The 22,909-nt window shown below is 69.7% G+C and carries 41 protein-coding genes; 5 read left to right on the forward strand and 36 right to left on the reverse strand.

Annotation, left to right across the window (positions count from 1 at the left end):
- Window positions 1-2: 2 nt before the first annotated feature.
- From ACZ6C1_RS29530 to ACZ6C1_RS29555, 6 genes are all read right to left on the reverse strand, one after another.
- Window positions 3-815 (reverse strand): HK97 family phage prohead protease, encoded by an 813-nt coding sequence (locus ACZ6C1_RS29530; RefSeq protein ID WP_469244940.1) that lies wholly within the window; start codon window positions 813-815, stop codon window positions 3-5.
- A gap of 2 nt (window positions 816-817) precedes the next feature.
- Window positions 818-2,752, reverse strand: coding sequence for a phage portal protein (locus ACZ6C1_RS29535; protein ID WP_469244942.1), 1,935 nt, complete (start codon window positions 2,750-2,752; stop codon window positions 818-820).
- Window positions 2,752-2,973, reverse strand: coding sequence for a hypothetical protein (locus ACZ6C1_RS29540; RefSeq protein WP_469244944.1), 222 nt, complete (start codon window positions 2,971-2,973; stop codon window positions 2,752-2,754). The genes ACZ6C1_RS29535 and ACZ6C1_RS29540 overlap by 1 nt, the downstream gene beginning before the upstream one ends.
- A 21-nt stretch (window positions 2,974-2,994) precedes the next feature.
- Window positions 2,995-4,716 carry a terminase large subunit gene (locus ACZ6C1_RS29545; protein WP_469244946.1) on the reverse strand — a complete coding sequence of 574 codons (1,722 nt, stop codon included), beginning with the start codon at window positions 4,714-4,716 and terminating at the stop codon, window positions 2,995-2,997.
- Window positions 4,679-5,143 carry a phage terminase small subunit P27 family gene (locus tag ACZ6C1_RS29550; protein ID WP_469244948.1) on the reverse strand — a complete coding sequence of 155 codons (465 nt, stop codon included), beginning with the start codon at window positions 5,141-5,143 and terminating at the stop codon, window positions 4,679-4,681. The genes ACZ6C1_RS29545 and ACZ6C1_RS29550 overlap by 38 nt, the downstream gene beginning before the upstream one ends.
- 101 nt (window positions 5,144-5,244) lie before the next feature.
- A complete protein-coding gene (locus tag ACZ6C1_RS29555) occupies window positions 5,245-5,505 on the reverse strand; it encodes an HNH endonuclease (protein WP_469244950.1) in 261 nt (86 codons plus the stop codon).
- A gap of 286 nt (window positions 5,506-5,791) precedes the next feature.
- On the opposite strand from ACZ6C1_RS29555, the gene ACZ6C1_RS29560 reads away from it, so the two are divergent.
- Window positions 5,792-5,947, forward strand: coding sequence for a hypothetical protein (locus ACZ6C1_RS29560; RefSeq protein WP_469244952.1), 156 nt, complete (start codon window positions 5,792-5,794; stop codon window positions 5,945-5,947).
- A gap of 168 nt (window positions 5,948-6,115) precedes the next feature.
- On the opposite strand, the gene ACZ6C1_RS29565 is transcribed toward ACZ6C1_RS29560, so the two are convergent.
- The 4 genes from ACZ6C1_RS29565 to ACZ6C1_RS29580 all read right to left on the reverse strand — a co-directional run bounded on the left by ACZ6C1_RS29565 (window position 6,116) and on the right by ACZ6C1_RS29580 (window position 8,128).
- Window positions 6,116-6,442, reverse strand: coding sequence for a hypothetical protein (locus tag ACZ6C1_RS29565; RefSeq protein ID WP_469244954.1), 327 nt, complete (start codon window positions 6,440-6,442; stop codon window positions 6,116-6,118).
- Between the two features lie 26 nt (window positions 6,443-6,468).
- Window positions 6,469-7,560 carry a hypothetical protein gene (locus ACZ6C1_RS29570; RefSeq protein ID WP_469244955.1) on the reverse strand — a complete coding sequence of 364 codons (1,092 nt, stop codon included), beginning with the start codon at window positions 7,558-7,560 and terminating at the stop codon, window positions 6,469-6,471.
- Window positions 7,561-7,652: 92 nt separating this feature from the next.
- A complete protein-coding gene (locus ACZ6C1_RS29575) occupies window positions 7,653-7,883 on the reverse strand; it encodes a hypothetical protein (RefSeq protein WP_469244956.1) in 231 nt (76 codons plus the stop codon).
- 20 nt (window positions 7,884-7,903) lie between these two features.
- Window positions 7,904-8,128 carry a helix-turn-helix domain-containing protein gene (locus ACZ6C1_RS29580; RefSeq protein ID WP_469244957.1) on the reverse strand — a complete coding sequence of 75 codons (225 nt, stop codon included), beginning with the start codon at window positions 8,126-8,128 and terminating at the stop codon, window positions 7,904-7,906.
- A gap of 140 nt (window positions 8,129-8,268) precedes the next feature.
- Here ACZ6C1_RS29580 and ACZ6C1_RS29585 point away from each other — a divergent pair, with 140 nt between their 5' ends.
- Complete coding sequence (locus ACZ6C1_RS29585; RefSeq protein WP_469244958.1) at window positions 8,269-8,445, forward strand: hypothetical protein; 177 nt, start codon at window positions 8,269-8,271, stop codon at window positions 8,443-8,445.
- Window positions 8,446-8,473: 28 nt separating this feature from the next.
- On the opposite strand, the gene ACZ6C1_RS29590 is transcribed toward ACZ6C1_RS29585, so the two are convergent.
- The 12 genes from ACZ6C1_RS29590 to ACZ6C1_RS29645 all read right to left on the reverse strand — a co-directional run bounded on the left by ACZ6C1_RS29590 (window position 8,474) and on the right by ACZ6C1_RS29645 (window position 15,261).
- Entirely contained in the window at window positions 8,474-8,935 is a 462-nt protein-coding gene (locus tag ACZ6C1_RS29590; RefSeq protein ID WP_469244959.1) for a hypothetical protein, read from the reverse strand.
- A 9-nt stretch (window positions 8,936-8,944) separates the two neighbouring features.
- Window positions 8,945-9,376, reverse strand: a complete 432-nt coding sequence (locus tag ACZ6C1_RS29595) for a hypothetical protein (protein ID WP_469244960.1) — start codon at window positions 9,374-9,376, stop codon at window positions 8,945-8,947.
- A 188-nt stretch (window positions 9,377-9,564) separates the two neighbouring features.
- On the reverse strand, window positions 9,565-11,568 hold the full coding sequence (gene traB, locus ACZ6C1_RS29600) for a plasmid transfer protein TraB (protein ID WP_469244961.1): 2,004 nt from the start codon (window positions 11,566-11,568) through the stop codon (window positions 9,565-9,567).
- A 27-nt stretch (window positions 11,569-11,595) separates the two neighbouring features.
- On the reverse strand, window positions 11,596-12,129 hold the full coding sequence (traA, locus tag ACZ6C1_RS29605) for a plasmid transfer protein TraA (RefSeq protein ID WP_469244962.1): 534 nt from the start codon (window positions 12,127-12,129) through the stop codon (window positions 11,596-11,598).
- Window positions 12,129-13,412, reverse strand: coding sequence for a hypothetical protein (locus tag ACZ6C1_RS29610; RefSeq protein WP_469244963.1), 1,284 nt, complete (start codon window positions 13,410-13,412; stop codon window positions 12,129-12,131). The genes traA and ACZ6C1_RS29610 overlap by 1 nt, the downstream gene beginning before the upstream one ends.
- Window positions 13,413-13,452: 40 nt before the next feature.
- The gene (locus ACZ6C1_RS29615; protein ID WP_469244964.1) at window positions 13,453-13,659 is read right to left on the reverse strand and encodes a hypothetical protein; all 207 of its coding nucleotides are present in this window, start codon (window positions 13,657-13,659) and stop codon (window positions 13,453-13,455) included.
- Between the two features lie 75 nt (window positions 13,660-13,734).
- Window positions 13,735-13,908, reverse strand: a complete 174-nt coding sequence (locus tag ACZ6C1_RS29620) for a hypothetical protein (RefSeq protein WP_469244965.1) — start codon at window positions 13,906-13,908, stop codon at window positions 13,735-13,737.
- Between the two features lie 72 nt (window positions 13,909-13,980).
- Entirely contained in the window at window positions 13,981-14,145 is a 165-nt protein-coding gene (locus ACZ6C1_RS29625) for a hypothetical protein (RefSeq protein ID WP_469244966.1), read from the reverse strand.
- A 159-nt stretch (window positions 14,146-14,304) separates the two neighbouring features.
- The gene (locus ACZ6C1_RS29630) at window positions 14,305-14,538 is read right to left on the reverse strand and encodes a hypothetical protein (RefSeq protein WP_469244967.1); all 234 of its coding nucleotides are present in this window, start codon (window positions 14,536-14,538) and stop codon (window positions 14,305-14,307) included.
- A 43-nt stretch (window positions 14,539-14,581) separates the two neighbouring features.
- Entirely contained in the window at window positions 14,582-14,845 is a 264-nt protein-coding gene (locus ACZ6C1_RS29635; protein WP_469244968.1) for a hypothetical protein, read from the reverse strand.
- 99 nt (window positions 14,846-14,944) lie between these two features.
- Window positions 14,945-15,088 (reverse strand): hypothetical protein, encoded by a 144-nt coding sequence (locus tag ACZ6C1_RS29640; RefSeq protein ID WP_469244969.1) that lies wholly within the window; start codon window positions 15,086-15,088, stop codon window positions 14,945-14,947.
- Window positions 15,082-15,261: a hypothetical protein gene (locus ACZ6C1_RS29645; RefSeq protein ID WP_469244971.1), complete on the reverse strand. Its 180-nt coding sequence runs from the start codon at window positions 15,259-15,261 to the stop codon at window positions 15,082-15,084. Before ACZ6C1_RS29645 ends, ACZ6C1_RS29640 begins: the two co-directional genes overlap by 7 nt.
- Before the next feature lie 221 nt (window positions 15,262-15,482).
- On the opposite strand from ACZ6C1_RS29645, the gene ACZ6C1_RS29650 reads away from it, so the two are divergent.
- The 3 genes from ACZ6C1_RS29650 to ACZ6C1_RS29660 all read left to right on the forward strand — a co-directional run bounded on the left by ACZ6C1_RS29650 (window position 15,483) and on the right by ACZ6C1_RS29660 (window position 16,895).
- Window positions 15,483-15,728: a hypothetical protein gene (locus ACZ6C1_RS29650; protein ID WP_469244973.1), complete on the forward strand. Its 246-nt coding sequence runs from the start codon at window positions 15,483-15,485 to the stop codon at window positions 15,726-15,728.
- A 130-nt stretch (window positions 15,729-15,858) separates the two neighbouring features.
- Window positions 15,859-16,488: an NUDIX hydrolase gene (locus ACZ6C1_RS29655; RefSeq protein ID WP_469244974.1), complete on the forward strand. Its 630-nt coding sequence runs from the start codon at window positions 15,859-15,861 to the stop codon at window positions 16,486-16,488.
- Entirely contained in the window at window positions 16,485-16,895 is a 411-nt protein-coding gene (locus ACZ6C1_RS29660) for an NUDIX hydrolase (protein WP_469244976.1), read from the forward strand. Before ACZ6C1_RS29655 ends, ACZ6C1_RS29660 begins: the two co-directional genes overlap by 4 nt.
- 50 nt (window positions 16,896-16,945) lie before the next feature.
- Here the strand turns inward: ACZ6C1_RS29660 and ACZ6C1_RS29665 are convergent, their stop codons facing one another.
- From ACZ6C1_RS29665 to ACZ6C1_RS29730, 14 genes are all read right to left on the reverse strand, one after another.
- Window positions 16,946-17,446 (reverse strand): hypothetical protein, encoded by a 501-nt coding sequence (locus tag ACZ6C1_RS29665; protein ID WP_469244978.1) that lies wholly within the window; start codon window positions 17,444-17,446, stop codon window positions 16,946-16,948.
- 85 nt (window positions 17,447-17,531) lie between these two features.
- Window positions 17,532-18,158, reverse strand: a complete 627-nt coding sequence (locus tag ACZ6C1_RS29670; protein ID WP_469244980.1) for a hypothetical protein — start codon at window positions 18,156-18,158, stop codon at window positions 17,532-17,534.
- A 46-nt stretch (window positions 18,159-18,204) separates the two neighbouring features.
- Window positions 18,205-18,558 (reverse strand): HIT family protein, encoded by a 354-nt coding sequence (locus tag ACZ6C1_RS29675; protein ID WP_469244982.1) that lies wholly within the window; start codon window positions 18,556-18,558, stop codon window positions 18,205-18,207.
- Window positions 18,555-19,403: a DUF6221 family protein gene (locus ACZ6C1_RS29680; protein ID WP_469244984.1), complete on the reverse strand. Its 849-nt coding sequence runs from the start codon at window positions 19,401-19,403 to the stop codon at window positions 18,555-18,557. Before ACZ6C1_RS29680 ends, ACZ6C1_RS29675 begins: the two co-directional genes overlap by 4 nt.
- Entirely contained in the window at window positions 19,400-19,687 is a 288-nt protein-coding gene (locus ACZ6C1_RS29685) for a hypothetical protein (protein ID WP_469244985.1), read from the reverse strand. The genes ACZ6C1_RS29680 and ACZ6C1_RS29685 overlap by 4 nt, the downstream gene beginning before the upstream one ends.
- Window positions 19,684-19,911: a hypothetical protein gene (locus ACZ6C1_RS29690; RefSeq protein WP_469244987.1), complete on the reverse strand. Its 228-nt coding sequence runs from the start codon at window positions 19,909-19,911 to the stop codon at window positions 19,684-19,686. Before ACZ6C1_RS29690 ends, ACZ6C1_RS29685 begins: the two co-directional genes overlap by 4 nt.
- Window positions 19,908-20,366 (reverse strand): hypothetical protein, encoded by a 459-nt coding sequence (locus ACZ6C1_RS29695; protein ID WP_469244989.1) that lies wholly within the window; start codon window positions 20,364-20,366, stop codon window positions 19,908-19,910. Before ACZ6C1_RS29695 ends, ACZ6C1_RS29690 begins: the two co-directional genes overlap by 4 nt.
- Window positions 20,363-20,740, reverse strand: a complete 378-nt coding sequence (locus ACZ6C1_RS29700) for a response regulator transcription factor (RefSeq protein WP_469244991.1) — start codon at window positions 20,738-20,740, stop codon at window positions 20,363-20,365. The genes ACZ6C1_RS29695 and ACZ6C1_RS29700 overlap by 4 nt, the downstream gene beginning before the upstream one ends.
- Complete coding sequence (locus ACZ6C1_RS29705) at window positions 20,737-20,976, reverse strand: hypothetical protein (protein WP_469244993.1); 240 nt, start codon at window positions 20,974-20,976, stop codon at window positions 20,737-20,739. Before ACZ6C1_RS29705 ends, ACZ6C1_RS29700 begins: the two co-directional genes overlap by 4 nt.
- Complete coding sequence (locus tag ACZ6C1_RS29710) at window positions 20,973-21,182, reverse strand: hypothetical protein (RefSeq protein WP_469244995.1); 210 nt, start codon at window positions 21,180-21,182, stop codon at window positions 20,973-20,975. The genes ACZ6C1_RS29705 and ACZ6C1_RS29710 overlap by 4 nt, the downstream gene beginning before the upstream one ends.
- The gene (locus ACZ6C1_RS29715) at window positions 21,179-21,382 is read right to left on the reverse strand and encodes a hypothetical protein (protein WP_469244997.1); all 204 of its coding nucleotides are present in this window, start codon (window positions 21,380-21,382) and stop codon (window positions 21,179-21,181) included. The genes ACZ6C1_RS29710 and ACZ6C1_RS29715 overlap by 4 nt, the downstream gene beginning before the upstream one ends.
- A 79-nt stretch (window positions 21,383-21,461) precedes the next feature.
- Window positions 21,462-21,749, reverse strand: coding sequence for a hypothetical protein (locus ACZ6C1_RS29720; RefSeq protein ID WP_469244999.1), 288 nt, complete (start codon window positions 21,747-21,749; stop codon window positions 21,462-21,464).
- Between the two features lie 32 nt (window positions 21,750-21,781).
- Window positions 21,782-22,726 carry a DNA cytosine methyltransferase gene (locus ACZ6C1_RS29725; RefSeq protein WP_469245001.1) on the reverse strand — a complete coding sequence of 315 codons (945 nt, stop codon included), beginning with the start codon at window positions 22,724-22,726 and terminating at the stop codon, window positions 21,782-21,784.
- Window positions 22,723-22,905, reverse strand: coding sequence for a hypothetical protein (locus ACZ6C1_RS29730; RefSeq protein WP_469245003.1), 183 nt, complete (start codon window positions 22,903-22,905; stop codon window positions 22,723-22,725). Before ACZ6C1_RS29730 ends, ACZ6C1_RS29725 begins: the two co-directional genes overlap by 4 nt.
- Between the last annotated feature and the right edge of the window lie 4 nt (window positions 22,906-22,909).

Here is a 22,909-nt window from a genome sequence, read left to right on the forward strand (position 1 = left end):
CCTCAGTCCGTAAGCGTGTAGGCCTCTGCCGCGAGGGCTTCGAGGTCGGCGTGCAGACGGAGCGAGGCGGGGCTCGGCCCGGCGGGCTGGACGGCCTTGGCCTCAGGGGCTTCCTGGGGCGAGGCGTCAGCGGGCTGGGCAGGCGTGGCCTTCTCGGCGTCCTGCGTGTTGTCGCTGGAAGGCAGGGAGTCCAGCAGCTCCTGGGACAGGCGCGCGATCTCGCGCACCTTCTGCTCGTTCTGAGCCGACAGCGTCCTGCCGGCCTTCAGAGACTCGAGCGTCTCCTGGACCTTCGCGAGGTCAGGAAGCATGTCGGTTGCGCTCTTCACGTCGATAAGCTCGGTCGCCTGGTTGGCCCCGATCAGCGTCGGGCCAACCTCGTACAGCCGCAGCTTGCGCAGCTCGTAGTACCCGGGACCGTCCTTCTGCTCCACCCACGAGCCCTCTTCGATGTCGTAGGCGAAGCTGAACTGAGTGACCCTGCGGCCCTTGAGCAGCCTGTATACCTGGGCGGCCTTGGTGCCGGGCTCGGTGTCCAGACGGGCCTTGACCCACAGGCCCTCCGGCCGTTCCTCTGCCTCCAGTACCTCGCCGATGTGGTACTCCGGGTCGTGGGACATGTGTGACCACAGGACCGGGATCGGGTCACCCCGGCCTTTCCACTCAGCGAGCGTCTCGGCGAACGCACCGGGGGTGATCTTGTCGCCGACCGAATCGACGTTGTACGCGGCGACGATCGCCTCGAACGTTCCCTCGTCGGTCCCTTCATGGGTGCCCGCGGCCTTGATCCGCACCGGGCAGCTCTTGATCCGCATGGTCACTCCGTTTTCGAGTACGTCAGAAGGCAGCGGCAGTTCGCCGTCTCGGCCGCATCTCCGTTACCGTCACCCGGCCATCGAAGGCCGTTGGAGAACGCGTCACCGAGAGGGACGGTCTCGCCGTTCATGGAGGCGTGCTGAGCACGGGGGCTGGAGCTCGTGGTCTGCCAGGTCTTGAAGCCCAGCCCGGATGCTTCAGCAGCGTCGTGGCCGCCGAAGGACATGGCCTCCGTCGCGGCGGTCTCGCTGCGGGTAAGCGCCGCAGCAGCCCACAAGCCGCCTGCCAGCAGCAGCGCCGCCGCCACGCCGCCCTCTTCAGGGGGCTCTTCAACCGCGGCGACGGCAGCCTCCTCGCCCGCGGCGTCATGCAGCTGTGCATGGTGCAGCGCGGCGGCCAGCAGCCACGGCTCCATCACTTCCGCCGACCAGCCGTTCTCCGAGGGATTGGCCTGCTCCAGCACCGCTCGCGCGCCTGCGAGCCCGAGCCTGACCATGAACTCGCCGATCACCTCAGCCAGCTTCGCCAGACGGCCGGAACGCCCGGACTCCCACCAGGACCGGACTGCCGCCACGCTGGCCGGGTCAGCGGCAATCAGCCTGGCGAACTCCGCCTCGGTCAGCTCGCTCAGCGCCTTGGCGAACTCCTCGCGCAGCTCAACGACCGATGAGGGTTGCTCCGTCGCCTGCCCGGCCTTGGTTGACACCGGCCGGGCCAGCGCTTTTGGGGCTGCTTCAGGCTCCGGAGCGGTATCGCGCGGAGAGGCTAGGCCGCCCTGGGTGACATTCAGCGGGACGATCAGGTCGTCGCCGCCGTCCACCGCGGGCAAGTTGTTGCGGGCCCGGGTCTCGTTAACCGTCATCCACGGCCGGCCCGTCGCTGTCGACGCGGCAGCCGCCTGCTCCTCGAAAGAGCCGCGCATCTTGGCATCGATGTTGAACTCGCAGTACACGTCCTGGCTGTCCGGAAGGTCCGGCAGGATCTGCGCCTGGATCTCCTGAGCGAGCATGACCATGTACGGGCCCAGAGTGTCCTGGTACAGGTGACTGTGCTGCTCTTTGATGTTGGAGTAGGTGGCGTGGTCGAGGATCCCGATCAGCGGCGGCGGGATGAAGTACGCCGCCGCGCACTCCTCCCTGGTCAGCTTCCGGCTCTCGATGTACTGGGCCTGCTGCGGGTTGAAGCCGACCGGCTCGTACTTCATGCCGTCCTCAAGGATCGGCGTGCCCCCCTCGCCGCCGCCGCCCTGCGTGAATGCGCGCCACATCTCCCGGAACCGCGCCTTCTCGCCCGGCCCCCACTCGGGCGCCTCCGGCGGACGGATCAGGACACCCGTGTGCCGGGCCCCGCCCTTCCACATCGCCTGCCGCTGCTTTGCTGACTCCGCGGACTCCAGGAGCAGATCCCGCAGGGACTCGATCGGCGAGGTCCCGCGCGTCAGAGTTTCCGGGCTGTAGCCGTGGATATGCACGACTTCATCCGGGCCGAAGTCCCGGCCACCCGCCGTCTCGTAGTACTCCGGGGCAATCCAGTTCCCCTCGGCCGGGCGGATCAGCGTGGGCGGCACCGGAAGCACCCGGAGCCGGCCGTCCAGCCGCAGCTTGATCCCGTAGAAGTCGTCGTAGAGGGCGTAGTCCGACACCATCCGCTCGATGAATCGGTACTGCGTCATGCGGGGCAGAGGCTCCGCCAACAGCTGCGCCAGCGGGTGATCCTTCAGCCGCTCCCGGTCTGTGTCACTGATCCTGCGGAAGGTGTGGATACCCACCTGTGCGATGTTCCGCGCGAGGAACGAGATGACCGTGCGGACCTGCGGCTGCGTGCGCCAGATCGTCTCGTACTCCCATGGCGCCGCAGCGATCGGCATCGCCGAGAACATCGGCGTGACGCCCGCGCCCGTGATGGCGAGCTGCCCCGAGCTGACCACGAACGCCATCAGCCACCCCCGCCCGTGAGGACTTGGGTGAACTCGACCTTTGAACGCTCGACCACGACCTCGCCGTCCATCGGCTGAGGAGCACGGCCAGCCTCGAGGAGCTCGACGTCGCGCAGCACCAGCAGCGGACCGCGCTTCGCCCACAGGATCCCGGAGAACGCCTTGTCGGCCAGGTTCACGACGACTCGCTTGCGTACAGCCGTGCGGCGCCATGCGAACATCTGCGACCTCCCGCCAGGCCGCTACACGACCATGATCTCGTCTTCGTCCGCGTAGCGGGACTTCCGCCGCGGGGGCCGTGCCACGATCTCCGCCATAGCGGTAGCCAGTGCAGACACGCCGTCGATCTTGTCTCCGCTGTTCGCCTTGTCCGGCTTGACGTTGCCCGCCGGGTCCATCGCCACAGCCAGGTTGTCCACGCACCAGCGCACGACCGGATGCCCGCCGTGCCGGAGCGCCGGGGCTCCTGGGGTGCCCTGCAGCACCAGTCGCTGGATCTCCTTCAAGACAGGCGACATGGTCGCGAAGCCTTGCCGCACCTTGACCATCGGCGCCCGCTCTGACACCAGGTCGTTCGTGAGCTGCGAGGCGTTCCAGGGGTCGTAGCCGATGCTGCGGACCTTGAACTTGTCGCGGTCGCGGCGGATCTGCTCACGGATCCAGTCGTAGTCCGCCACGTTGCCCGGCGTCGCCGTCAGCCAGCCCTCGCGCACCCAGCGGGATGCCGCCCCCGCAGTTCGCTTGTCGAGCGCCTTGAGGTTGTCCTCGGGGGTCCAAAAGCGCCAGAGCGCGTCGAGCGTGCCGGTCTCGTCGTCCGGGAAGAGCCAGCACAAGGCGCACAGGTCGCTCGTGCTGGCGAGGTCCAGCCCGCCCCATGTGTCCCGACCGGCGAGCGCCTCCTCGTCGACCATGCCCGCGTTGCTGTCCCAGTCCTCGAGGCGGATGAAGCGGGTCGACTGCTTCGTCCGGATGCCCAGATGCAGCCGCAGGTACTTCGCCAGATCGGCGGGGCTCTGCTGCGCCTCGGCCGCCGCCCCCTTCAGGTAGGCCGCACTCGGGCTCACGCCGTACCCCGGGTTCGCCTTGCGCTGCGTCTCCACCGAGAACGGATCATCGCCCTCGTCCGCACCCCAGACCACGCCGTAGGTATCCGGATCGTGCAGGGCCCGCCGGGCCAGTTGCTCCACGTACTGGCGGCGCCGGTCGTAGATGGACTCCTGCTTGCCCTCATCCGCCGTCGTGATGATCACCACGAGAGGCTGTCGGCGTGACCCAGTACCCGTCTCGATTGTCTCCACCAGGTCGGGAGACTTGTGGACGTGGAGCTCGTCGATGATCCCGCCGTGGACGTTCGCCCCATGCAGGGCCTCGGCGACCGAGGAGACGACCGTGAAGTAACTGCCGCTCGCCGGGTGGGTGATCTTCTTGGTGAACGCCTTGACGTTCCCCTTCAGCGCCGGCGCCCGCTCCGCGATCGTCTTGATCGGGTCGAACGTGTACCGGGCCTGCTTCTCGCTCGTGGCCGCCGCATACACCTGGGCGCCCGGCTCACCGTCCGCCGCCATCAGATAGACGGCGATGCCGCCGCTGAGAGTCGTCTTCCCGTTCCGCCGGGGCACGTCCACGTACAGCTTGCGGACGATCCTGACGTAGCCCTCAGCCTCGTCGTCCCAGCGGACCCACCCGAATACCGGGGCGATGATATACGCGACCTGCCACGGGTCCGGATCCAGGGGCTTGCCGGCCCACTTGCCCTGCGTGTGACGGAGCAGGTGGAACGCCTTCAGGACCCGGTCCACCCGGGTCGGATCGAACACAGCGCCCGGAGCCTCGCCTGGCGACGGCGTCTGAATCTTCGGAGGGCAGTCCGGGAGAGGAATGCCACGGGACCGCAGGTACCAGCCGACCTCGGGGCTGATACCCAAGTCAGCCAGAACCTGCGAACGGGTTCGCCTCGTCCCCATCGTCGCCCCCGCCTCGCGCCAGGGCCTGCTCCGTCGACGGCGTCAGGCCGAAGTGAGCCGCCCACGACCGCATCTCGCGGCCCGCGTTACGGGCAATCGCCACGCACGGATGCGCCAGCTTGCCCTGCCGTGCCTCGATGACGAGGCCCTCCTCCTGCACGACTCGCGTCGCGGACACGAACGTCGCCCACGCCTCGCAGTACGCGGCCAGCGCCGCACGGTCCTGCTCCTTGACCAGGTCCAGCCGGGACAGCTCCGGGATGACCCGGTCCCACTCCTCGGCCGCTTCCGGCGACAGCCAGGCCGGCGCCTGAGGTGGCACCCTCTTGAACGCCGGCCCGGTCTCGACCTTACGCCCGCCCGAGTCTCGGCCGGCCGAACGCCCGTTGATCAACTTGAGTGACGCCGGCGCTGCTGCCCTGGCCATGGCATCCCCCTATCGGCGATCTGAGCGCGCGTCTCCCGCTCTGGCCGCGGCGGTCCCCAAATGATCTCCGGCCGTGATTTTGACTCCCCTCCCGGCCGTGATCATTTTTTTCGCTCTTCCTTTTGGATCTTCTTTTCCCGCGCCCGCCGGCTTCCTTCGAGCGCCTCCCGGGCCGTCTTCTCGCGATGGCACGGCTCCGAGTGGATCAATCCGAGGTTGTCGAGATCCCGGGCAGCCCCTCCCTGGCTCACGGGAGTGATGTGCTCAAGCTCGTCAGCGCCCTCGCCTCCGCAGACGTAGCAGCAGCCGTTGTCGCGTCGCGCTACCCGCCTCTTGAGCGCTCGCATCGTGCCGCTGCTCATGCCGTAGCGCTCCTGGGGCGATGACCGTCCTCGCCAGGGCTCAGGCTGATGCTCGTCGCATCGCCCGCGCGTGGTAGCGATCTCGTAGCACTCAGGCAGTGCGCATCGGCTGGGTGGTGCGATGGGCACAGTGCACCTCCAGCCTGGTAACGGATGCGTCACACGCCACTGTCGATCTTCCGTCTCTGATCACATCGTGCGCACGCGCATGAGCACGCAAGAGACCAAGGAGTACGCGATGGCGTCTGGTTGCCGTGACTGTTCGACCTGTACCAAGCCCGGCTTGGTGAAGCTCGCCCAAGACTGGTCCGTGGGCTTCTTGTACCTGTGTACGGCGTTCATCGCCTACGTGGTCAAGAAGGGCGGCATGCGGCACTGCCCTCAGTGCAAGCACCTGTACAGCAACCATGCCCGACGCGCGGACGGGTCGTTCATGGACTGACCGACTCCGGGTGTACGTCCTGGATGTGCTGGCTAATGGGGCTGGTATCGATGCGCGCCACGTGAGTCTCGGTCGCCCCGCGAGCAGACGACGCAAGAATGGTGACAGTCAGCTCGATCTGCCTGCCGCAGCCGGGGCAGTCGATGACGGCCTTTGCTGTGGCCGCCATCAGACGCGGATGGCGTTGAGGACGAGCTCGGCGTGGGCGACGTCGACCAGCAGGCTCGTTCCGTAGTCGTTCGGGTCGAAAGGCCCGAACAACTGCGTCTCCCCCGCGGGCACGGCCTCGACGCGCGTGGGCGCGGTGAGCCCGTCCACGGTGCGCGAGGCGTAGAAGGTGACGTTCCGCGAGGACGCTCCGGTGTTCTTCACCATGAGGATCACCCGGCCATCGTTGGCGACGGAGTGGTTGTTGGTGGCGTCACCGGTCGTGGCTGCGGGCAGGACCGTGCCCGCGCGCGTGGACTGGGTGACGGGGACAGCTACGCGAGGCATGGCCTGCTCCGTGGGTGAGTCGGCCGTCAGGCCGTGGTGTCGTCTTGGATGAGCCCGAGGGCTTCGAGCGCGGTCAGCAGTGAGGCGAGCGCGGTTCCGTCGACCCTGGAGCCGGTTACGGTTTGTCGCGCGACGGGCGTAGCCCCGAAGAATCCGGCCGTGTTCGCGGCTCCGTCGAGGACGTGTCGTGTGGCCCCGTACAGCCCGGCCACGAACTCGACCTTGCCAGCGATCTGAACGTTCTGGGCGTCGGCTGAGAGCCGCATGTAGCTGCGCTGCGTACCGTTGAACGCCGTGCCGGACCAGTTGGAGACGATGAGGTCGGCTCCAGTGGCTTCGAGGTCGAGTCCTCCGCCGCCGCGGCGGAACCTGTACCCCTTGCCGGTGCCTTCGACGCTGAGGTCGGCTCCGATGATCCGGGCGGGCCCGGTGGTGTTGAGCCCGGCAAGGAATGCGGTGCCACCCTCGATCGCCGCTACCCGGGTGAGGCAGTCGTTGACGAAGACGTCGAGGTTGGCCAGGTTGCCGTTCGTCGTGTTCAGCGCGGCCATCGTGGCGAACTTCGCGTCGCCCCAGGCCCGGTCGCCATGCGGGTCCGTAGCGGCTACGTGGGCGGCTACGGCTGCGTCGGTGTATGCCTCCGCGTCCGCGTTCGACCCGTCTGCGCCCGCGGGCCCTTGGGGGCCGGCGGGTCCGGTCTCGCCTTGGGGTCCTGCGGGCCCGGTTGCCCCGGTCGGCCCTGCGGGCCCAGTGACGACCACGTACTCGCCCGCGGCGGGCGCGGTGGGCGCCACGTCGGCCAGGTCTACGGCCGGGGCCGCGGAGGGCAGCGAGAGCGGGTACGAGCGGCCCGGGGCGTCGTACCAGCGCTCCTGCACCCGGTACGTCCAGCCGGTCGGCGTGACGTCCGCGTCATCGGTCGCAAGCAGGGTGACGCTGATGTCGCCCTCGGCGTCCGGTGCGGCTTCGACCGTGCCCAGCAGCAGGGTGCCGTGCGTCGCTGAGGTGAGAATCGCGGGCTCCGGCGTGAACAGCAGCTTGCCCTTCAGCGGCGTTCCGTCAGGATGCTTGTAGGCGCCGGATACGGTGACGGTCGACAGACCAGGAGGCAGCGGCATGGCACCTCCTTGTGTGGGGCCCGCTCCGGCTCGGTGAGGGACCGGAGCGGGTGGTCCTGCCGCCCGGCGGGGGCCCGATGACGGCAGGACGACTAGGTGTAGTACCAGGTGACGCTTTTGACGCGGACGATGCCGTCGTGGGTCTCGAAGACCGGCTCTATGCGCCGGGCCCCGTCTGGGGCTGCGTCCACCTCGAGGATCACCACGGTCAGACCGGGCTCGCTCGACGGCCGCCGGTCACGTTCCCGCGCTTTGAGGAGCAGCAGCGCCTCGGGGAGCTCATCGAGCCAGCTGTTCGCGACGAACATCTCCACCACAGCCACAGCGAGCGCCCTCCCGGTAGTCAGGCGGCGTGTGCGCCCTCGGGGAGCGGCGGCGGGGCTCCCGGTTTGATGAGTTCGCGGGTCCATTCGTCTCGCTCAGCCTTGTTGAGGCCGGAGACGTCGTAGCGGGCTTTCTTGCCGCTGCCGACCTTCGTGAGCCGCCCTTCGGACGCCCAGCGCCATATGGTGCCGACGGGGCGCCCGGCGTAGTAGGCGGCGTCTTCAGCGGTGACAAGCCACGGCATGGGCACCCCCGGGAACGCGAAAGGCCGCCCGTGGGCGGCCTCAAGAGCGCAGGAAAGCTATTTGAGCAGATCATGACTTCGGTACCTGCTCTTGTCAAGTTCTCCTGCCGAAACCCTTTACACGCGGCAGACTGCGGGTTATGGCGACGGTGTTCAGCGTGCAGGCGGATTCGCGCGAGGAGTGCGAGCGGCAACTGACGCGGCTGTGCGAGGTGCTGGGGCTGCGGCCCGCTTTGGCGCCGTCGCGGTCGATCGGCACGGAGCGGTGGATGGCGCGAGCCACGGCCGTAGACTCACGCGAGCGCCCCACCCACTGAGCCTGGGTGGAGCGCTTCGCGTGGACCGTCAGAGGTTGTTGGTGGTCTTTCCCCACAGCCGGGTCTCACTGTGGACGGTCTGCTGGTGGACGGTGCCGGTGTAGTAGTGGTGGTGCTCGTCGGGCAGGACATCCTTGGCGCGGCCGAGCAGGCGGCCGATCGCGAGGGCGAGGGCGGTAGGGGCGCCGAAGACGAGGGCGATGACGGTGGGGTTGGCGTACCCGGAAGCCCACAAGAGGGCTGTGGTGGCTCCGCCTGTGGTGGCGATGAGGACGCTCGCGGAAAGCATGCGGACGCTGTCGTCGACAGCCTTGGGGCTCATGGGAGGCCGACCGGGCTGGGCGACTGGCGGGGTGTCCCCGATTGCGGGCAGGGGGGTCGGGTCACGGAACGACAGGATGGCATCGTCGATGATGCGCTTGGCCTCGGTGGCGGCATCCTCGTCGGTGAGGGGCTGCCCGAGGGCCGCCCGCTCGGGCAGCTGGCTCATGAGGTTCTCCTAGGCGATTCGGAAGGTGTCGGGGCGGCGGGTCTCTTGAAGTTGGCCGGTGTCGAGCAGATGGGTGATGTGGGCAGCGATCCAGGTCCGGGAGCGGCCGATTCGGGGAGCGGCCTCGGCAAGGTCCGCTGTGGTGATGCGGGTGCGGCCGGCCGCTGCGGCTTCGGCGAGGAGTCCGTCGATGACGGCGGCGGCGCGTTCAGGGGTGGAGTGGCTGGGTCGGTTCTCGGCGAGGTCGTCGCGAAGGAAGCCGAGGAGCCTGGCCTGTTGGCGGGCGGTGAGGCTGGTGGTGGAGGCGAAGGCCCAGGCGGGCGGGTAGCGGATTTCGATGCGCGCTACTGGGGGTTCGGGGTCGTTGTCGACGGTGGTCCAGGTGCGGAGGGCGGCGGCGAGGACCTTGGCATGAGCCCCGTCCGTTTCGGGTTGCTTCACGTGGTTTGTCTCCTGTGTCAGGTTGAGGCGTCAGCGGAGGGCGGTCACGCGCGCGCACGCGCATGACCTATAGGGATCGACCCTCTCGAGACGACTGACACCCGATACTGACTCTGGATCATGGTTTTCGGGTGTCAGAACGGTGTCACTGCAGGTCAGATGGGGTGTCAGTGCTGACGCCCCGGGTGTCAGGCGTCGGCCATCTCCGGGTAGAGGAGCCGGTAGACGCCCGCCTGCTCGGTTTCTGACAGGTGGATTCCAGCGTCTGACAGCTCCCCGAGGGCTTCTGACACCCAGGGACGGGACCGCCCGATGCGCTCGCCCTTGCCGAACGGGCCGAAGTCCTTCGGGCCGACGAACTCACGCTCTTCGGCCCGGAACTCGTCGAGCATGGCCATCAGGGCGGCCATGCCCGCCTCGGGGGTGTTCTCCTCCCGCTGAGGCCCCCCCGGCCCGAACGACCACGTTTCGGCGGCGGGCGGGATCTCTTGCTCCGCGTCGACGTCGGGGACGAACCCGTCGTCATCGGGGTCGTCGCCGACCGCTGCGTCGATCTCACGGGCGACCTGCTTCTCGATGAGCTCCTTCTCTGCTGCCTCGGTCTGGTCGGCGTTCATGGTGGCGGTCTCCTGTCGCGGGCTGTCGTCGGCGGTCAGGCTCTGTTCGGTGTCGTAGCGGTTGCGGTTGGCGTAGGCCTCGCCTGCGGCCTGGGCGGTGACGGGGTCGATGGGGGTTCGGGGCAAGACGGCGAGCGTGCCGCTGATCTGCTCATCGTCGATGAGGTAGGTCCGCAGCGGGGTGGCGTATCGCTCCTCGTCGATGCCGGGGGCGACGAGGTAGGCGTAGCCGGGCTTGCGGTTCTCCCAGGCTTCGGGCCGGGCGCCGGCATCGCGAACGTCGTCCGGCAGGGCCATGTCCGCGGTGGTGGAGCCCTTCACTCCGAAGCACAGGACGCCCCCGAGTTGTTCGCGCACGTCGGTGGGCATGGAGGTGGACGACGGCCGCTGAAGGCTGATCTCCACGCTGATCCCGGCGGAACGGGCCTCCATGACGAGGCCCTCCATCTCGGTGCCGTTTCGGAAGAACTTGGCGGCTTCCTCGATCCAGACGACCATGTACGGCATGCCCAGCTTCTCGAATGCCTCGGGGGTCCAGTTCTTGAAGCCGTGGCGTCCGAGCTCGTTGGCGCGGGCGGTGATGACGTTGGTCAGAGCGTCGATCATCCGCTCGCCGCCGGCCGTGGTCATCTCCACCCAGTCCAGGTAGGGCAGGAACGGGGCGAAGGTCTGCTGACCCTTTGACGGGTCAACGGCCCAAATGACCACGTCACGCCTGGTGAGGACTTCCGTGGCGACGACGGACAGTCCGGTTGACTTGGCCGAGCCGTTCATTCCTGCTACGAGGAAGTGGGTGGCGTTCCTCTTGGTGTGTTCGTCGAACGGGAACCAGAGGATGGCCTGCTGGCCGTCTTCGTAAATGCCGATGACGATGGGCTCGGTGATGGAGCCGCCGGGGCTGGAGGGGCCAGGCCAGACGGTGCTGGTCTTCAGTTCGTCCTTGGGGACGACGACGAGGGTGGCTTGGTCGGCCCGGTCGGGGTCGGGGACGATGCGGATGCTGGTCGGTGATACGCCGAGTTCGCCGGCGATGTGCTTGATGCGGTTGCCGAGGTCGTCGGAGGTGACCTGGCCGGCGGCGAGTTGCAGCGGCGCGGTGACCTTGTTCGGTTCGACCTTGGGCTTGGAGCGCAGGGCGACCTTGGCGTCGCCGATAGCCTTGACGAGCACGCCGGTCTCTACGGCGCCAGCGCCCTTCTCGGAGTCGGGGTTGACGCGCAGTGCTTGCCGGATGTTCCACGACCCGGCGGCGACGGCGCCGCCGATGACCAGCGTGGACAGCAAGGCGGGATTGAACGGGTCGCCGACCGTGCCGACAACCAGGTACGAGGTGCCGGCGGCGGTGGACAGGGTGGCGTGGATGCGGCGGGCGGGCTTGGTGCCCATGCCGGCCCACCAGGTCGCGGCGGTGAGGGCGCCGGCCGCGACGGTCAGGCCGACCGCCGCGATCGGGGATTCGCCCCATGCCTGGTGGGCGGCGAAGGTGGCGGGGACTTCCGCAGCCACAGTGAGCCAGGGCCGCATGCGGGGGTGCTTGGTGGCCTTCCACAGGTCGGCCTTGAGGCTGTCAGCCACGGGGGTTCTCCTGCTTGGTGTCGGGGGTTAGCGCCAGCCGAAGTTGCGGCTGGGCTTGACCTGGTGGCGGGCCTTGCCGATCTTGCGGAGGTCGGACTCGTACTCGCGCTCGAAGGTGGCGTAGACACTGGCGGCGTACTTCTGGATGTTCTTCTCGGCTGCCGCGATCTTCTTCATCCAGCGCGAGACGCGACGGGCACGAGCACGGGCGCCGCCGAGGCTCCCCCCGAGATCGGGGATGGTCTTGAGGACGGCCTCGAGGTGGTCGGCGTCCATGGCCCGCTCGGTGGCCCGGTTCCGCGCCTCCTTGCGGAGGTACTCGCAGAAGGCGCGGATGTCCTCGTTGGACATGAAGTCCGAGCCGGGGATCTTTCCGCCGGTCCCGGTGCGGCTGCCTGCGGCGGGGCTCTGGCCGACGGTCGGGGGGCCGGCCTGCTTCTCGTTGACGGTGAGGTTCAGTGAAGGGTTGAACCCTCCGCCTACGCGGGTCTTGTTGACGTTCTTCTGCGTCTGCGGGCTGCCGTTGCTCGGGGCGTGCCGGGGCGGGGGCGGGAAGGTCATCAGGACTCCTGCTCGGTAGTGGTTGCGGCGATGGACTGACGCTTGGCGTCGGCGGCGAGAGACCGCGCGACGCGGTGGAACTTGGGGGTGTCGCCCTTCGTGCGACGAGGCGGCGTGGGCCTGTACGAGGAGGCGCCTCGAGGAGCCTTCACTTGGATCGCACGCTGCGACGATGCGGCCTTGACCGGCTTCTCTCCGGGGGCTTCGGAGCGGGCCGCGAGGACGCGGCGCTGGGCGGCGTTCCGGGTGCGGATGACGTCCGCCGACTCGCCCGGCTTGGCGCCTTCGACGTCGAGCTTGGCTCGCTCCCAGACGACGTTCGGGTCAACCTCGCCGAGGTCCGCGGCGAGCTTCACTGCGTGCTCCCACACCTTCGGAAAGAGCTCGGCACGCTGAGCCGCGAGCTTCTCCGCAGCCTCCGCTGCCGCCTTCTGGGCGGCCTCCTTCTCGGCGCGCGCCCGCTGCTCCGCCTCCGCCTTCTCTCGGGATGCCTTCGCCTCGGCGCGGCGCTTCTGCCACCGCTGACGCCAGGTCGGCTTGCCGTCCCGCTGACGGATCCGGCCGTGCTCGTGGAGGTCCCACATGCCGGGGCCGGCGATCGAGGCGAGAGCAGTGCCGAACGCGGTCGCCGGGTCGAACGCCTCCAGTCCGTGGACGATGTTGATGGTGGCCGCGGTCAAGGCTCCGGCCCAGGCGACGAGCCGGTAGTGCCAGTGAGGGCGGCCGGCGGTCACGGCGGCGGCGGCTCCGACGAGGGCCACGAGCGCGATCACCTCGATGAAGACCGGGGCGACGAGCAGGTACTTGGCGTCGGGCTTGTAGAAGGCGGCCATCTGTACGGGCAGGGCTACTGCCGCGCAGAGGGCGTAGAAACCGAGGGCGACGTTCCGCCACCGTCCGCTCGCAGCCTCGCTTGCCTGCTCGGCTGCGAGCTTCTCCTGGGCTGCTTCCTCGGCGGCCTGTCGCTCAGCGGCGGCGAGTCGTTCGGCCTCTTCCCTCTTGCGGTTCGCGTCGGCGATCTTCGCGAGCTGCTCGGCCTCCTCCCGCTTGAAGCGCAGCGCGGCGCGCTCGTTCGCGAGACGGAGCTTCTCGGCCTCCTCGCGGGCGGTGATCCGGACCGCCTCAGCCTCAGCCTCAGCCTTGATGCGCCGCTCCTCGACCTCTGCGGCGGTGAGGGCGCGAACCCTCTCGGCTTCCGCGTCGGCAATGCCGGCCCGCGCCCACGACTCGGCGTGCGAGGTGTCCGGCGTGTGGCCGTTGACCTTCTCAAGGGCGGTGTTCACGGTGGTCTTTCCTTCCGGGTGCGGGCGGTCAGGCGTGTTGCTACTGACTGGCGGCGGCCCCGGGCAGGGCTGCCGCGATGGAGGTGTAGGCGCGGGCGATGTCGGCCCACAGGGCGCCTGCGGCGGCGAGCGGCTGCGCCTTGTGGCGGAAATCGTTGTCCTGGGCGGCGGCCTCGGCTCGCTCGGCGAGCTGTTCCGCGCGCTGGGTGGCGCCCTGCGCTTTGCTGAGTGCCTGCTCGTGGGTCACGGCTGTCCTTCCTGGGCCGGGTCTGTCCCGGCTCCCAGCCCCTCCCGGTGGTGGCCCGGGAGGGACAGGCAGCCGTCAGTCCTTGCAGATGCGGCACTGTTCGTTGGGCGGGCAGTAGTGGCGTCCGAGCAGGGTGTGAGTGGCGCGATTGGCGGCTCGCTCGCCTGCCTTGCCGCCGACCTTCTGGGCCGCGTAGATCACTGCGGCGGCTGCGTCGTCGACCTTGTCGGCGACCTTCTTGCGGGCCATGGGCAGTCCTTCCTGGGCCGGGCTGTCCGGCTCCCCTTGCCGTCCCGTCGGGCGGGGCGGCGCGGGCAGCCGTCAGGCCGCGGGGGCGATGCCGGGCATGTCGAGGTCGAGGAACCAGGGGGCGGCGACCGTGGCAAGGAACATGAAGGCCACCAGCGACGCGTTGAGGTCGGCGAGCTCGATCACGCCCTGGAGCGCGAGGCCGAGCGCGAGGCCGACGAGGGCGGCACGGATCATGACGGTCCTTTCAGCTGGCAGCCGGTCGGGGCTTGCGGGTCTCGGATGCGGGCTGGGCTGGGGGCCGGGCACCGGTCTCGCGGTTCCAGCGACCCGGCCCGGACATCCCGGTGGAGGTGGGCCGGGGCGCCGCGGCCCGGGGTTCGCGTCGGGCCGGCATCAGGCGACGTCGCCGAGACTGGCGCCGTACAGCTCGTCCAGCAGCCGGGGCCCGTCCGGGGTCGAGTTGTCGACCTGCGCGGCGAGCTGCTCGGCGACGAGGGCGGCGGAGTGGTCCCGTCGGCGGCGGGCGGTCAGGTAGTCGGCGAGGATGCTGCCGCGGATGCGGGCCTCAGCCTCGGCGAGGGCCTGCGGCATCGGGTCGTCGGCGGCGATCAGGGTGAAAGCGGGCATGGCGGAACTCCGTTCGGGTGGTCAAACCGGGCGGGGAGGAGGGTCAGGCGGTGGCGGCGAGTTCGGGGTGCTCCTCGGGCGAGGGGCCGCCGAAGTGGGCGAGGCGAGCCAGGCGCCACGGGTCCGTCGGGTAGGCGGCCCACTCCTCAGCGCCGAGCGGCATCTCGCCGCCCTCGCTTGCCATGACGACTGCGAGGTGGTCGCCGGTGAGCAGGTCGGCGGCGAAGGCCGCCAGGCCGGCTGCGACAGCCTCCAAAGACGGGTGCGGCTTGGGTGCCGGCTTGGGCTTACGGGAGAACAAGGGCATGGCGAATCTCCGTTCGGGTGGTCAGTCCGGGATGGGGTGGAGGGGGGTGCCGCACCCGCGGCAGGGGGTTGGGCCGCGGGCGCGGCGGTCTGGGAGGGGTTAGCGCTGGGCCTGCTGGGCGGCTACGGCCTGGCGTGCGGCCTCGGCGGCAGCACTGGCAGCCATGGCCTCGGCGATGCGCTGGGCGGCGAGGGCGTCAGCCGCCTGCTGGTCGGCGATCTCCTGCGGCGACATGGTCACCATCCCCGCTGCTTGATCGCGCGGCGGCGGGCGGCCGGCTCCGTCGGGAGCGGCGGGTAGGTGACGGTCTCCACGGTCAGCGGGCCAGAGCCGCGCTTGACGCCGGCCGCGACGGGGCGGCGGGACGGGGAGGGGAAGGTGCGAGCGTGCACTTGGGTAAGCTTCTGCTCAGCCATCTCGGTCTCCTTTACAGACCTTGGTGGTGTCGGCGGGTCGGCGTGTGCGCGATGTAGGAGTCGCAAGCACGTCGGCCCGTCTTGTTGTTTGCGCAGCTCGGCGGACGTGGTCCGGTAGGAGTGAGCCGCGCTTTCAAGCTCTGATTTGAAAGGTAGGGCACCCAGGGGCCGTCGTCAAGCACAGGCTTGAAAGGAGTCGAAATCGCCCCTACTCTCGGGACATGACAGAGGCCCTGGACACCGCGATCGCCGAAGTTGTCGGCACCCTTGAGGCGACCGACGACCCCGTAGAGCGCTACCAGGCAACCCGTCACGCCGAGACCGCCTTCGCCGCCCAACTGAAGAACGTCCGCAAGGGCATCGCTATGCAGCTCAAGCACGAGCAGGGCAAGACCTGGCGGGAAATCGGCGAGATCATGGGCGGCGTGACCGCTCAGCGCGCCGAGCAAATCTCCCGCGGCGTGTGACGGAATCTTCATGCCTTGGAGTCAAGCCGCACCGACTCCGCGGCACGATGAGCGGCTGATGCAGTAGCAGTGCAGTCGAAGTGCAATCCCAGTGCAGTTCCCCAGCACCCGACCGGCTGGAGCCTCGACAGTGGACGTCATCGACACGTGGACCGGGCGAACCGCTTGCGCACTGCAGGCAGCCCTCCGCGCGACGAACGAGGACTTTGCTAACCGGCTGGGCGTCGCTGTGCGCACCGTCGCCGGCTGGCACCAGCGCCCGGATACCGTGCCGCGCCCCGAAATTCAGGAAGCCCTCGACACCGTCTACGAAAGGGCTCCCACCTCTGTGCTTCGAAGGTTCAGCGTCCTCGCTCGTCCGGCGCCGCCGACCGTTCCGGCTCAGGCACTCCGCGTGGCTATCGCCGTGGTCGTGCGCGGCCAGGACGTGCTGCTGGTCTGCCGCCGCGGAGACGACTCCCTCAGCTGGCAGTTCCCGGCCGGCATGGTCAAGCCGGGCGCGTCGCCCGCAGTCGTGGCCGTCGAGGAGACGCACGCCGAGACGGGCGTGCGGTGCACGGTCCGCATGAGCCTCGGATCACGCGTGCACCCTACGACTGGCGTCCTGGCGGAGTATCAGCTCGCCGAGTACCTCATGGGTGAGGCCGAGAACCGGGACCCGATCGAGAACGCGGACGTCGCCTGGGTGCCGATCGCGTCGCTGTCCAAGTTCATTCCCGAGCAGACCATCTTCCCGCCGATCCTGGAGGCGCTCGCATGACCGACCAGACCGACCCTAAGCCGGGCATCTCTGCCGCGATCGTGGTACAGGGCGATCGTGTGCTCATGGTCCGTCGCCGCGTGAAGGAGGGCGAGCTGATGTGGCAGTTCCCCGCTGGCGGCATCGAGGTCGGCGAGACACCCGAGGAGGCCGCGGTCCGGGAGACGCTCGAGGAGACCGGCCTCGAGGTCAAGGCGATCCGGCTCCTCGGGCAGCGCGTCCACCCGAAGACAGGCCGGGAGATGTCGTACACCGCGGCCGAGGTCGTGGCTGGCGAGGCGCACGTCGCCGACGACGAGGAGCTTGCTGAGGTGGCCTGGGTCGCGCACGGCGAGATCCCCGGCTACGTGCCCTACGGGCTGTTCGGGCCCGTACAGGAGTACCTCGACGAGGCGCTGCCCCGATAGCCGGACGCACGAAATGCGCCCCACCCGATCATCCGGGTGGGGCGCCTGTGTCACTGCCCTGCGAGTTCGCCGATGTGCTTGGTGACTGCCTCCATGTGCTTGATGCCGATGTCCATCTCGGACGCCATGAGGTCGAACGAGGCTTGGTCTCCACTGACCGCGCCGTCGGTGCAGGCCTTGGCTGATGCCGCGAGGTGGTCGAGGGTCAAGTTCCACCTCTGGGCTGTGGGCGGGTGAGGCATGGGTGTGCCGCCGCGTGCAGTCTCAAGGTCGGCTGTCAGTGTGGAGCAGCTGTCGCGGAGGCCGGCGAGGTCGACGGGGTGGGAGTCCTCGTCGACGGCGGAGAGGTCGGTCAGGAGGGTGTTGAGGGTGGTGGAGCCGCCGCTGTCTCGCCATTCGATCATTTGCTGGACGGCGTCTGCGGTTGGTGATGCTGTGGCTGATGGCGTGGCAGCTGGCTTATCTGCCGCAGATGGCTGGGTCTGGGTACCGCAAGCGGTGAGGAGTAGACCGACCGTCAGGATGGCCGGAGCGGCTGTGCGGGTGTTCATGGCGCCCCCCTTGCTGGTGCGTGGGTTGCATCATGGCGACGGACTGCACTGCCTGATGGCCTCGTGACGGACTCGTGACGTTGAGCTATGCCGCCGCCCGCCGCTCGCCTGCCATGTTGAGCCGGAAGAGCTCCTCGTGTCCGTACCGGATGTCGCACCCGGGGCAGGTCTCGCTGCGGGTGGCGAGGGTGACGTGGAGGATCTGCCCGCAGTCGCAGACGACGGGGATGGTTCGGGGCGCCTTCTCCCCGCTGGTGATACCGGTGAGGGCGCGGTGGATGCTGGCGATTTCCTTAGCGAACTCGTCGACGGCAGTGTGCTGCTGGGCGGCCCACCCGAGGTTGAACCGGAGTGTCTGGCAGGCGTGGTCGACGCGCTGCTGCAGCGTGCCGCCTTCGCCGAGTTGGGCGTGGCCGTGAGCCTCCCAGTCCCGCACCCAGGTTTCGAGCGGGCCGAGGACGGGCCCGCCAGCGGTCTGCAGGTTGAGGATCTCGAGGCGGAGCGGGACGGGTGCGGTGCGGCTGCCGGAGACTGCCGGTCCGCCGCTGCTGGCGCCGCGCTCCAGGTGGTGGGCGAGCTGGGCGTACAGGCCGCGGGTTCCGCTGATGGCGGCGAGGTGGCCGGCTATCCGGTCCTCGCACGGGCGGCAGAGCTGGCGGCCCAGTTCGTCGGCCCAGAGGTCGGTGAAGCAGCGGGCGCAGGCGAGGTTCACGGCGTTCTCCGTTCGGGCGGTGCGGGTGCGGTCAGGCGGAGGGGCGTCAGTGGCGTGATCGGCCGCTGTACCAGGGCAGGGCGAGGCCGTCGTTCTTGGCGCGGGGCACGAGGTGCAGGTGGAGGTGGAACACCGACTGGGTCGCCTCCACGCCCCGGCTGGTGATGAGGTTCATGGGCCGGTCGGTCCACCGCATGAGCTGCGCGGCGTGGCGCATGGTGTCGGCGGACACCTCGGGGTCGCTGGCAAAGTCGCGGACGTGGCGCTTCGGGATGACCAGGGTGTGGCCGTCAACTACGGGGTTGAGCGGGACGATCGCGATGGTGCAGGACCACTCGCGGACCATGGTGGCCGGGGCGCGGCCGGCGACGATCTCGCAGAACGGACAGGCGTCGCTCATCGGTCTGCCTTCCAGTTGGGGCCGCGGAGTGCGGGCGGTACGTCGGCCATGGGGGTGGTGGGCCAGATCCGCTCAGGCCTCGGGGTGTACGGCTGTCGCTCCGGCGGTTGGGGCCGGTCGAGGCTGGCGAGGATGTCGTCGGTGAGCCCGTGCGCGTGGGCGAGGTCGAGCAGCTCGGGGCAGTCGGCGAGGTTTTCGGTGTACGGGTAGTCCATCTCGCCGTAGGTGCCGCAGCCGACGCACATGGTCGCCTCGTACCAGACGGCCTCTGCCGTATCCATGCGGTGCCGGGCGAGGATGCGACGGTCGGCCTCGCAGCGGCGGAGGACAGCGTCCGGGTTGTGGAGTGCGGCATGGATGGCGTTGAGGACGCCATTCGCGGCAGCGTCGAAGACTGCGAGCCGCCCGCCCGAGGCGGAGAGCTCTGAGTCCTTCTCCTCGCCCCACTGTGCCGCTGGGTGTTCGTCCCACCAGGGCCCGTCGGTCGCGTCCCGGGCGGCCTGCTCGGCCCGGTCGACTTGCTGGGTGATCCAGCCGTGGAGGTCGGTCACTGCTGCTCCTGCTGGTTGAGGTGGGCGGGGGCGCTGCCGGTTGTGGGTCGGAGCCGGCTGGGGGGGTGTGGCTGCGAGTTCGGCGCGCATCTCGGCCACGGTGAGCTGTTCGGTGATCGTGATCGTGCGGTCGATGCGGACATCGGCGACGTCCGGGCGGGCCTCCAGGGCGGTGGCTTCGTCGTAGGTGCGCTGCACGTTCTTGGAGAAGCGGCCCCATTCCCGCCACTCGGTCTGGTCGGCCCAGAGGACCATTACGCGCAGTCGCTCGGCACGGCTCCGGGGCCTGCTCACTGCTGCCACCCGCTCTGCAGCGCGGCGCGGAGTTCCTGGAGCGCCTCGTGCCGTTCGGGCCGGTGGGCCCAGGCGTCGGCGAGTTCGATGACGCGGGTGACGTCTTGCTCGGCGCTGCGGTGGAGGGCAGAGGCGATCTGGTTGGTGGCGTGTTCGGTCCTGATCTGGCGGGCGTGCATGCTCAGGACTTCCTGGGCTGCATGCTCTGCCTGGTCGCGGGTGTGGGCGACGCTGAGGAGGCCAACGAGGATGGCGTGGACGTTCACGGCGGGCTGGTCGGTCACTGCTGCTCCTTGGGCTGGGTGACGTAGGCGAGGTCCATGTCGAGCCAGGCGATGAGGGTCACGAGAGCGTCGGCGTCGGGCCGGAACCCGTCCTTCATGCGACTGAAGACGCTGGCCGACAGATCCAGTTCGGTTGCGAGGTCCCGCCACGAGCGGCCCGCCTGGGTGCGCTTGTGGTCCAAGTGGGCGTACAGCTCGGGCACGTCGAGTCGGTATCTGCTCACTGCTGCTCCTCCTGCTCGAGGGCGGCGAGGACACGGTGGACGGCCTGGCAGATGCCGTCGTCGCGGAGGGTGAGTGGCTGGCCGTCGGCGTTGAGGGCGGCGGCCTGCAACTGGGCGCAGGCGTCCCTTACGCGGTCGAGGGCGGCGGCGTTCCGTGCGGCTGTGCGGACTGCGTGGCCGTCTTCGCTGCTCGCTGCGACGAGGAGCTTGAGTCGCTCCATCTCCGTGTCGCGGACCTGCATCGCGGCGTCGGTGATCCGCTCTGCGTCTCCGATGACGTGGGTGCCGAATTCGAACGTTGCCCGGGCCCGGATCGCGGCGGCGATCTGGTCGCGGAGGGCGTCAGCGCCCGCCTGAGCCCCGTTCCCCGTGTCGGCGCCGCTCCGGTCGTTCTCGTGCTGCGGGGCGCTCTGTGCCCCCGGGGAGTCGCCTGTCGGGGGCGTGTTGGCGTTCATGCGGCGTTCCTCTCGTCGCGGATCGGCTGTGCGGGCGCCTGACGGCCTGTGATGGGTCGGTTGGAAACGTGGCGCCTGGGCGAGCTCTCAGGCCGGGAGGCGGGCGTCTGGGCCGCTTCCTGGGCGGGCTGCGGCGGCCGAAGCTGAACCTCATGCGGATGGATGAGCCCTCGCACGAGGCAGATCGCGACGGCGTTCGCCCGGTCACGCGCGCCCAACTGCTCGTAGGCGAGTCGGAAGTGGGACTTGACCGACTCTTCGCTAATCCAGAGCTCTCGGGCGATGTCGGCGTTCGTGTAGCCGTTCGCGGCAAGGCGGAGAACCTCGAGCCGGCGGGGCGTCAGGAAGCGGCGGTCTGCTGGTAGGCCGGTCACAGGGTCTTCTCCAGGACGTTCTCGATGGGCTGGTAGGGGTTGAAGCGGCGGGGTGCTGCGGTGGCGGGTCGGGCGAGGCCGTGGGGTGGGTCGGTGTCGAAGGCGGTCGACAGTCGTTCCTGCGGGCCGTGGAGGTCGACGAACGCCTGCGCGTCGGCGTCGGCTTCGGCGAGTTGCCGGTCGAGCTCGGCGTCGTCCGCCCAGCCGCACGGCTCCGACCACTGGCGGGCGGTCACGGCTGGCCGCCAGCGCGGGCGATGGCGGTGGCTTCGGCGAGGACGGCGATGTCGCGGAGGGCTTGGTCGACGGCCGTCTCGTCGTCGTGCTCGTGCCGGTCGTAGCGGGCGAGGACGTCCTGGGCGTGGGCGAGACGGCGGGCGAGGTCGGGGTTGCCGGCGATGACGGCGTCCCGGTCGGCGGCCAAGAGCTGGGCGGGGGTCATCGGGCGGTCCCGTTCGGGCCGGTGGGCTCGGACGCGTCGAGAAGCGCCAGCGCGTGGAGCAGCAGGGCCCGGCAGATCGCCCGATCTCGGGGGTCCTCGGGCGCCCGCCGGTCGACGATCTGCACGCGTCGGGTGTCCCCCTCGATGTCCGTGACGTACACGATCTGCGGGCCGGGCGGGAACTCGAAGGGCTGGGTCATCGGGCTTCTCCTCTGGTGCGTAGGCTGGGTGGTGGCCGCCCCGATAGCCCCGGGGCGGCCGTCGTACATCACGGGGCGGTCAGGCGGCGTCCAGGTCCTCGTTGAGCCCGTCTTCGTCGCCGTTGGTCAGCGAGTCGGACAGCCACTCGGCGAGGCCGTCGGCGGCTTCCTCGCCCACGTTGCGCGCCACCCACTCGATCGCGGCGGCGAGGTTGTACGCGTAGCCGGAGCCGAGGACGCAGGCCATGCGAAGCGTCGGGTCGGCGTTGGCGCCCTCAGCTCCGGTTGCCGGGAAGTAGTCGCGGCTCGCGTCGAGGAGGCTCTGGCGGAGCTGCTGGCGGTCGTCGTGGTAGGGAAGCGGCTGCATGTGTGTCTCCTTGGGTGGGGTCGTGGCGGCGGTCATGCGGCGGCGGGGGCGGCGTGCTGAGTGATTCCGGCAGCGGCGGATATGACGGCGGTGGCGAGCGGCGGTGGGACGGCGTTGCCGACGATCAGGTGCTGTTCGCCCTGGCGGCCCTGGAGCGGGAGCCCGGGGCGGAAGCCCTGCAGCGCGGCGCATTCGGCGATCGTCGGCCGGAGATGCGCGAGCTCCCGGTCCTTCCACAGCGGGGTGCCGATGTGGCGGCGCATGGCCTGCCGGGTGCCGTTGCCGAACGGTTCGGCGCCGCCGGTCGCGGTGCCGCCTCCGGTGACGGTCGGCGCGGGCCGCTGCGTGTAGCCCCAGCCGATGACTTCGGCCATGGCCGTGTACGGCGCCTGCCCGGGGCCGCCGTGTGTCGGGGCGGGCAGCATCGCCTCGCCGGTGCGGGAGGCGATGAGGACGGCGCGGGGGCGGCGCTGGCCGAGCCCGTAGTCGGCGGCGTCGATGACGGCGGTGTCCGTGCTGTAGCCCCAGGTGTCGAGGACGCGGGCGTAGTGCTCCCAGACGGGCAGGACGGACGGCACCTGCTCGAGGGCGACCCATTCGGGGCGCAGGGCGTGGAGCCAGCGCATGGGTTCGGCGGTGAGGATGCTCCGCTCGTCGAGGCACTGGGCGTGGAGTTCGGCCCGGGTGTCGCGGCCGGCGGCGAGGTCGTCGATGGCCTGGTGGACGTGGGGCAGGTCGCGCAGGCCGAGCTTCTTGCCGGACTTGCCGAAGCCGGGGCAGGGCGGGGAGCCGATGAGGCCGCGGGTGCCGCGGTGGTCGGCGGGGTTCATGGCGGTGACGTCGCCCTGGACGGTTGCGTGGCCGGCGGCGCGGCGGGTGGCGCAGGCGGCGGGGGCGAGCTCGAGGCCGGTCTCGTGCAGGCCGAGCGGGGCGAGCCCTTCGGCCCAGCCGATCCCGGCGAACAGGTCGGTGATCATGCGGCTTCCTCCGTGCGTCGGTTCCGGCGGGTGGTGTAGGCGGCGGCGGAGCGGGTGGTGGCCCAGCGGTGGCCGCAGCGGCAGATGTAGCCGTGGACGATCTGGTCGCCGCGGCGGAGCTCCTTCGCGGGCGGTATCCCGCGGGCCAGGCAGCTCGGGCAGGTGTCGAGGTACCGCATGGCA

This window comes from Streptomyces sp. NPDC041796 (assembly GCF_055590785.1).